Source organism: Streptomyces tricolor, assembly GCF_002155905.1.
GTDB classification, from domain to species: Bacteria; Actinomycetota; Actinomycetes; order Streptomycetales; family Streptomycetaceae; genus Streptomyces; species Streptomyces tricolor.
This window is the reverse complement of record NZ_MUMF01000240.1, coordinates 1-8,045: the sequence shown is the minus strand read 5'-3', so window position 1 is coordinate 8,045 and position 8,045 is coordinate 1. Positions and strand designations below refer to the sequence as shown.

The 8,045-nt window shown below is 71.0% G+C and carries 7 protein-coding genes; 6 read left to right on the top strand and 1 reads right to left on the bottom strand.

The window, feature by feature from the left end; all coding sequences use genetic code 11:
* A partial coding sequence (locus CCN44_RS17915; RefSeq protein ID WP_143649836.1) for an ATP-binding protein occupies positions 1–667 on the bottom strand: 667 nt, incomplete at its 3' end.
* 763 nt (positions 668–1,430) lie between these two features.
* Here CCN44_RS17915 and CCN44_RS17910 point away from each other — a divergent pair.
* From CCN44_RS17910 to CCN44_RS17885, 6 genes are all read left to right on the top strand, one after another.
* On the top strand, positions 1,431–2,453 hold the full coding sequence (locus tag CCN44_RS17910; protein WP_059256085.1) for a C-terminal binding protein: 1,023 nt from the start codon (positions 1,431–1,433) through the stop codon (positions 2,451–2,453).
* 54 nt (positions 2,454–2,507) lie between these two features.
* Complete coding sequence (locus CCN44_RS17905) at positions 2,508–3,689, top strand: KamA family radical SAM protein (RefSeq protein WP_063808678.1); 1,182 nt, start codon at positions 2,508–2,510, stop codon at positions 3,687–3,689.
* 67 nt (positions 3,690–3,756) lie between these two features.
* Entirely contained in the window at positions 3,757–4,872 is a 1,116-nt protein-coding gene (locus CCN44_RS17900; protein WP_086698220.1) for an iron-containing redox enzyme family protein, read from the top strand.
* Positions 4,869–5,930: an aminotransferase class I/II-fold pyridoxal phosphate-dependent enzyme gene (locus CCN44_RS17895; protein ID WP_086698219.1), complete on the top strand. Its 1,062-nt coding sequence runs from the start codon at positions 4,869–4,871 to the stop codon at positions 5,928–5,930. Before CCN44_RS17900 ends, CCN44_RS17895 begins: the two co-directional genes overlap by 4 nt.
* A 66-nt stretch (positions 5,931–5,996) precedes the next feature.
* Positions 5,997–7,166 (top strand): methionine adenosyltransferase, encoded by a 1,170-nt coding sequence (gene metK, locus CCN44_RS17890; protein ID WP_059256093.1) that lies wholly within the window; start codon positions 5,997–5,999, stop codon positions 7,164–7,166.
* 73 nt (positions 7,167–7,239) lie between these two features.
* Positions 7,240–8,045: aminotransferase class I/II-fold pyridoxal phosphate-dependent enzyme (locus tag CCN44_RS17885; protein WP_244203933.1), on the top strand; the 806-nt coding region annotated here is incomplete at its 3' end.

Below are 8,045 nucleotides of genomic sequence, written 5' to 3'. Positions count from 1 at the left end.
GCCCCAGCAGGATGCGCAGGCTCTGCGGGTCCTGCCGGGGCCGGTGCGCGAGGGCCAGCACCACGTTCGGCGCGGGATGCCGCAGCAGGTGCTGCACAAGCAGCACGGACGCCTCGTCGGCCAGGTGCATGTCGTCGAGGATCAGCAACAGGCGGTTGCGGGTGCCGAGACGGCCGAGCAGGCTGCGGACCGCGTGCAGCACATGGTGGTGCTCCGACGGGTTGGCGGGGAGCGCGACGGCCGGGGCGTGCCACGACAGGGCAGGGAAGATGCCGGCCAGCCAGGACAGGTGGTGGGGCGAGAGCCAGGCCACGGTCTGGTCGCCGGCGGACGACAGCAACTCGTCCAGGGCGTCGGCGAAGACGCCGAACACAAGCCCCTCGGGGACCGAGCCGCCCGCGGCCCAGGCCACCGTCCAGCCCCGCTCGCGCGCGAGGTCGCCCAGCGCGCCCAGCAGCGCGGACTTGCCCATCCAGGGGTCGCCCCGCACATCGATGAGGGGCACCCCGGGGTCGTCCCGGTCGAGGACGCGTTCCAGTGCGGTCAGTTCCCGCGTTCTGCCGCACAGGGCGCGCGCACGCCCGTCGGCTGTCGTCGGCCGGCTGTCGGAAGCGCCCCAGGGGGCTGTCGCGTGATCGGCGTGCCGAGTGTCCTCACGGGTTGGCAAGTAAGCGCACCTCTTTCATCTGAGCACGGGTGGGGGGAAGCCCGGGGGAGCCCGAGAAGCGACGAGCCGGGTCGCCGGGCCCGTCTGCGGCGGCGGTCGAGTGGCGGAGAAATCCCGGAAGGCCGGTGACGCGCGGCGACGCGAAATTTTTTCCCGGCGACAGGATCCCAGGGTAACGAGTTGACGACCGGATTCGGTAGTGCGGAGAAACCGCACGCCGAACCGGTCCCGCGAATGCCGGTGCTGGTCGCGTGTCGAAAAGAATTTAAAACTTCCGCCGGTGCCGCGGGATGCGGAAGGGTCGATTGCGTGATGCGGAGGTTCGGGATCCGGCCACCGTGAACGGATACCAACCGGAGGGTAACGGCTTCTTCCGGCCATCTTGGGCCGAGTAGAGGTGGGTCATAATGGAGCAAGGCGGTGCAATACGGTACATCGGACGCTTGCGGAAATCCCGCGGTCCGCCTGTCCGGTTCTCACTCTGGCTGGCCCGGGCGGAGCGCGGTCAGGATTGAGTCACCTCCGCCTCGGGGATGCTGCCTGGCATCCTCGAAAACGGCTGGAATGCGTGGACGGCATCCTTGTGCGGCCGTTTTCATGCTGATATAACAGAGTGGTTACCGAGCGTATTTCGTAGGTATTTCAAACGGTCGGCGGGTGTGCATCACGGCTGGCTGCATCCGGCCCTCGAAGGCTTTCCGGGCATCTTCTCTATTTCTCCTGCTGGAACAGCATTTCATCCGCACCTATTCAAAGGGGAGCGATGGTTCAGCTGGCGCCTGACGTGCCCAAGGACACCGGAGACGACCACGACACGGCACCCGTCGTGTGGGTGGTGGACGCTCCAGGAGGCGGCTACGTCGAGAGCCCTGACATCGAGGGACGCGTCGTCGGCCCGCACGGCACGGTCCGCCTGGTCATCGTGCCGGACGACGAGCGGGACCGGCTGCCGCGGGCCGCGTGCGACTACATGATCCTCTGGCACCGCGTCCCGCTCGACGCCTCCTTCTTCGCCCGCAACACCCGATGCCGCGCCGTCATCTGCGCCAGCACCGGCTACGACCACGTCGCCGTCGAGGCCGCGCGCGCCGCCGGCACCAGCGTGTTCCACATCCCCCACTACGGCACCGAGGAAGTCGCCGACCACACCCTCGCCCTCTTCCTCGCCCAGGTCCGCAGGCTCCCCGACCTCCGGGCGCACGTCCGCGACGGAGGCTGGGACTGGCGCTCCATCACCGACGCCCCACGCGTGCGCGGCATGACCTGGGGGATCGTCGGACTGGGCCGCATCGGCCTGGCCGTCGCCCAACGGGCGCGGGCCTTCGGCATACGGGTCTGCTTCTACGACCCGCACAACCACCCCGGCGTCGAAAAGTCCCTCGGCATCGAACGCAGGCACTCCCTCGACGCGCTGCTGACGGACGCCGACGTGGTGAGCGTCCACGTCCCGCTCGACTCCACCACCCACCACCTGCTGGGCGCGGCCGAGCTGGACCGGATGAAGCCCGGCTCGCTGCTGATCAACACGGCACGCGGCGCCGTGGTCGACGTCTCCGCGCTGCGCCAGGCGCTGGCCGTGGGCCGCCCCGGACGCGTCGCCCTCGACGTGGTCGAGGGCGAACCCGAGCTGCCGCACTGGCTGCGCGACCACCCCCGGGTGCTGCTCACCCCGCACGCCGCCTTCTACTCCGTGGAATCGCTGGCCGAACTGCGCACCCGGGCCGCCGAGGCCGTCCGGGAGCTGATCGTCGCGGCACCGGTCACCTCGGCCGTACGCGTGGCCTGAGCACGCCGGCACCGACTCCCTGATCTCACCGCCCTCTGAACCCGAAGGATCGGAATGGCTGTGGAAACCCTGTCCCCCGACGCCGCGAGGCAGGCGTGGACGGACTGGAAGTGGCAACAGCGCAACGCCGTACGCACGTCGGCCCAGTTGCAGGGCCACTTCCCCAACTGCGACCACCGGACGCTGGAACGCATCGACCGGCACAACCAGACCAAGCGGTTCCAGGCCACGCCCTACTTCCTCAGCCTCGTCGAGACGGATCCCGACACGGGCAACCCGCTGACCGACGACCCGCTGTGGAAGCAGGTCTTCCCGCTCGGCACCGACGAGACGGGCGACGGGGACGACCCCTACGAGTACGACGGGAAGACCGAGAACTGGGAACTGCCCAGCGAGATGGTCACCCCCATCGCCCAGCACAAGTACGACAACCGGGTGATCGTCCGCTACGCGAACGTGTGTCACGCCTACTGCCAGTTCTGCTACGAGGCGCTGCGCACCCTGGACCGCGACTCCACCAAGGTCTCCTTCGACCGCGGCCACTGGCAGGCCACGCTCGACTTCCTGCGCGCCAACCCGCAGGTGGAGGAGATGATCCTCAGCGGCGGCGAACCGCTCATGCACAGCAACGACCAGATCGACCAGGTGCTGACGGAGGCCCGCGCAGCACGGCCCGACCTGATCGTGCGCATCCACACCCGGTCCCTGACGTTCAACCCCTACCGCGTCGACTCCGGCCTCGTCTCCGTCCTCGCCCGGCACGGGGTGACCGCGGTGGGCCTGCACATCACCCACCCCCGCGAACTCAGCCCGGACTTCGACGACGCGATACGCCGGCTGCAGAGCGCGGTACCCATCCTCTTCGCCAACGTCCCGCTGCTCGGCGGCGTCAACGACGGCACCGCGACCATGCGGGACCTGTGCATGGGCCTGTACCGGCGCGGCGTCCACGCCGGCTACCTGTACCACTTCATGCCGCACAGCCCCGAGGCGAGCGCCTTCCGCGTGCCCGTGCGCCGCGGGGTGGAGATCGTGACTGCGCTGAAACGGCACATCTCCAACCCGGCCGTCCCCGAATACGTCCTGCCGCACGCCTCCGGCAAGTACACCGTCCCGCTGATCGACTCGCCGGACGCGTACCCGCGGCACGCCGTCGACGCCAACGGCGTCCGCGTCCTGCGCGCCGTCAACTGGCAACAGGAACCGATCGAGTACCCCGACCCGGAGATCGTGTGAGGAGCCGGACCCGGCTTCCTCGCGCATCGCGTCATCACACGGAACGACAGCGACGGAGGACAGGCCAGTGAGCAGGGATCTGAGCCTCGAGCGGATGCCGGCTCGGGACGGAGTGCTGCGCGGCGCGCACGAGACCCCGCCGGAATCGGTGGAACGCAGGCTGAACCAGTGCCTCCTCGGCCCCGAGACGACGGTGGAGCGACTCCCGCTCCACGACGACCTGCTGGCCAACCTCACCCGGCGGCTGGAGGAGGGACTGTCCCACGGGGACGCCGACGCCCTGCTCGACGTCCACCGCAGCGCCTACACCGTCTACGAGACGCTGCTGGGACACCCGCTGAGCCAGGCCGCCCGCCATGAACGCAGCGCCTGGTTCAACGCGTTCCGCTCCCACTACGAGGAGAACGTCCTCGCCGCGGACATCAAGGAGATCGCCGACCGGCTGCCGTCCGAGGCCGACGCCCGCCGCCCCGGCTTCGTGCGCGAGTGGTTCCTGACGGCGGCGAAGGAACGCAACGACCTCGACCGGGCGGTGGAGACCTACCTGGCCGAAAAGGCCACGATCGAGCAGCTGGCCGCCTTCATCCAGGCGGACGGCTATCTCAACTACCGCTTCTACGACGCGCTCGTGCTGGCCCAGCCCCACTTCATGGAGGGCGTGAAGCACGAGATCAGCAAGCACATGTGGGACGAGTGCGGCGAAGGCCGGCCCGACGCCGCGCACACCCTCCAGTTCACCCGCGGCCTGCGCCGGCTCGGCCTCGAACTGCCCACCGTCCCGCCCTGGGAGGACTGGCGGCCGTACGCCGGGCACAACCTGTACTTCCTGCTGGCCTGCAACCGGCGCCACTACTTCAAGGCGCTGGGCAGCCTGGCCATGCCCGAGCTGTTCGACGTGGACCGCGACGCGGCCGTCGTCAAGGGCCTGGAACGCAACGGCTTCACCGCCCAGCAGGAGTTCGAGTTCTTCTTCAACCACATGGAGGGCGACGCCGAACACGGCCCCGAGTGGCTGGACGGAGTGGTGCTGCCCATCGTCGAGGCCGAACCGGACGCCAGCATGGAACTCATCACCGGCGGAGTGCTGCGCATGCTCGCCATGCGGCGGTACAACGAATACCTCGCCGAGCGCCTGGGGCTGGCCGACGCACCCGACGGGGTCCCCCTGGAGGAGAGCCGGTGACCGGCGAGGGGGACAACCCGTTCCCCTCCCTGGAGATGACCGAACGCGCCACCGGCCTGCGGGCGCGAGAACGGCTCAGCACCAACGAGAACGAGTTCGGACCGGCCCCCGACGTGGTCCGCGCCATCGGCGCCGCCGCCCGGGAGTGCCACCGCTACCCCGACTGCGACCACCACGAGCTGCGCCGGCGGCTCGGGCACGCGCTCGGCGTCCCCGCGGACCACGTGCACATCGGCTCCGGCATCGACGGACTGCTCGGCGTGATCGGCCGCGCCTTCCTCGGGCCGGGGCGCACCGCCGTGACCAGCGACGCCACCTACCCGACCTTCGCCTACTTCGCGCGCGCCCGCGGAGCGACGGTCCACCTCGTGCCGTACCGGAACACCTGCGTGGACACCGAGGAACTGATCCGGCGGGCCCACGGCACCGGCGCCGACGTCGTCTACCTCGCCGACCCCGACAACCCGACGGGCGGTTCGCTGGGCGCGCCGGCCCTGCTGGACCTGGCCGGCCGGCTGCCGGAGCGGACCCTGCTGGTGGTCGACGGTGCCTACACCGAATACCAGCCGCCCGCCGACCGGATCGGGGCCGGCGAGCTGACCGGCCGGCGCATGCTCTGGCTGCGCACCTTCTCCAAGGCCCACGCCCTGGCCGGGCTGCGGATCGGCTACGCGGTCGGAGAGCCGGAACTGCTCGCCGCACTGCGCCGCGGCGGCGAACACTACGTCGTCGGCCGGGTCGCCGAGGCGGCGGCGCTCGCCGCGCTCGACGCCACCGGCCATCTCGCCGACACCGTCCGGCGCACCGCCGAGGGCAGGGCGCACTACGGCCGGCGGCTCACCGAGCTGGGCTACACCGTGCTGGACGGGACGACGAACTTCGTCACCTTCCGGTGCGCCGACCCCGAGACCGCCGGAGCCGTCGCCAAACGGCTCGCGCAGTCAGGGGTGTTCGTGCGCCATCTGGCCGCACCCGGCCTGACCGACTGCCTCCGGATGAGCATCGGTCCCACGGCCCAGCGCGAAGCGGTCCTCGCCGAGCTGACCCGGACCGGGTGAGCACCCGGCGCAGCCACACCTCTCCCTCCCAGTGAGCCTCTTTCTGCATCGACACAAGGAGCCCTCATGGCCGCACCCCTGAGCTTCCGGTCCGGATCGCAGATCGCCGAATCGGTGTGTGCCGGACACCCCGACAAGGTCGCGGACCGGATCTCGGACGCCGTGCTCGACGCCTTCCTGGCGATCGACCCCCACGCCCGGGTCAACTGCGAGACCCTGGTCACCCGGGACAACGTGGTCGCCACCGGCCAGATCACCGCGAACGCCGACGTGGACGTCGACGCGACGGTCCGCTCCGTGCTCCGCGAGATCGGCTATCACGACGTGCGGCGGCACGGCCTGAGCGCCGACACCTCGACCGTCCGGGTGCTCCTGGACCGCCAGTCCCGCGAGATCGCCGACGGAGTCGACCGCGGCGGCGCCGGCGACTCCGGCATCGTGTACGGGTACGCCTGCGACGAGACCCCCGAACGGCTGCCGCTCAGCTGCGTGCTCGCCCACGACATCGCCCGCCGGGTCGGCGCCACGGGCGCCGCGGGCGTACCGGCGCTCGGCCCGGACGGCAAGGTCCAGGTGGACCTGGCCCGCGAGGACGGCGCCGACCGGGCGATCGTCGTCGTCTCCGCCCAGCACCCGGCCGACCTCTCACTGGACGAGCTGACCGACCTGGTGGCCGGGAAGATCGTGACACCGGCACTGGAGGACCGCGGCGTCGTACCCGTCGACATCCACGTCAACCCGGCCGGAACCTTCGTCGTGGGCGGCACCTCCGCCGACGCCGGGCTCACCGGGCGCAAGCTCATGGTCGACGCCTACGGCGGCCTGGTCCGGCACGGCGGCGGCTGCTGCTCCGGCAAGGACGCCACCAAGGTGGACCGCTCCGGCGCGTACGTCGCCCGCTACCTGGCCGCCAACGTCGTCGCCGCCGGCCTGGCCGGACGCTGCCGCGTCGGCCTGGGCTACGCCATCGGCCGTCCGCTGCCGGTATGGCTCGACGTGGAGTGCTTCGGCACCGCCACGGTCGCCCACGACCACATCGCCGCGGCCCTCACGGAACTGGTGGACCTGCGGGTGGAAGCCGTCATCGAGCGCCTGTCCCTGCGCACCGCCGCCTACCAGCCGACCGCCGCCTACGGACACTTCGGCCGCCCCGAGTTCTCCTGGGAACGGCTCGACCTGGCCGACGCGCTGCGCACCCGGCTCGGCGACGGCAAGACCGCCGGCCCCTCCGTGTGACCCGACGGCGACCCCGCTCCCCGGACACCTCCGCACCGCCCGCACCTCCTGACGAGAGAGAGCCCCCGCAGCCATGGCCCCCTTGCGCATCCGGCAGGACGACCCCCCGATCCTGGAGGAGTGGTACCGCAGGCACCTGACCGACTGCCGGTTCGACATCAGCTCCAGCGGAGTCCACCCGTACACCTTCGCGGAGACCAGGGAGCTGTGCGCGCTGCGCGTAGAGGACCTGGACGGCGTCCTCATGGACGACAGCGTCTCCGAGGGCGGAGCCGGCATCCGCCAGGCGATCGCGGACCGGTACTGCGCCGGTGACGCCGACCGGGTCCTGGTCACGCACGGTTCCAGCGAGGCGATCGCCCTGACGCTCGACGCCCTGCTGCACCCCGGCGACCGCGTGGTGGTGCAGGAGAGCATCTACCACTCACTGGGGTACTTCCCGCGCGAGAGGGGGTGCCGGGTGGTGCCCCTGCCGGCCGGCCGCGTCCGCGACGGCGAGATCGACCCGGACGCACTGGCCGGTCTCGTCACCCCCGGCACGGCGGCCGTCATCGTCAACTTCCCGCACAACCCGAGCGGTACGACCCTGAGCCCGCGGGGGCTGGACGCCCTCCTCGACCGGGTGGAGGCCGTCGGCGCCGTCCTGGTGTGGGACGGGGCGACGGCGGAGATCGCCCACCGCTGGGAGCCGCTGCCCGACCCCGCGACCCGCTACGAACGGACCGTCACCTACGGCACCTTCTCCAAGACCTTCGGCCTGCCCGGCCTGCGCGTCGGCTGGGCGATCACGCCCCCCGAACTGCTGCGTGCCACCTTTCCGCTGCGCGACCGCACCACCCTGTTCCTGTCACCGCTGGTCGAACTCGTCGCCGAGCACGC

Bases quoted from the DNA above. Each gene is read 5' to 3' on its own strand.
- CCN44_RS17910 (WP_059256085.1), top strand. From the start codon at position 1,431: ATGGTTCAGCTGGCGCCTGACGTGCCCAAGGACACCGGAGACGACCAC.
- metK (WP_059256093.1), top strand. From the start codon at position 5,997: ATGGCCGCACCCCTGAGCTTCCGGTCCGGATCGCAGATCGCCGAATCG.
- CCN44_RS17905 (WP_063808678.1), top strand. From the start codon at position 2,508: ATGGCTGTGGAAACCCTGTCCCCCGACGCCGCGAGGCAGGCGTGGACG.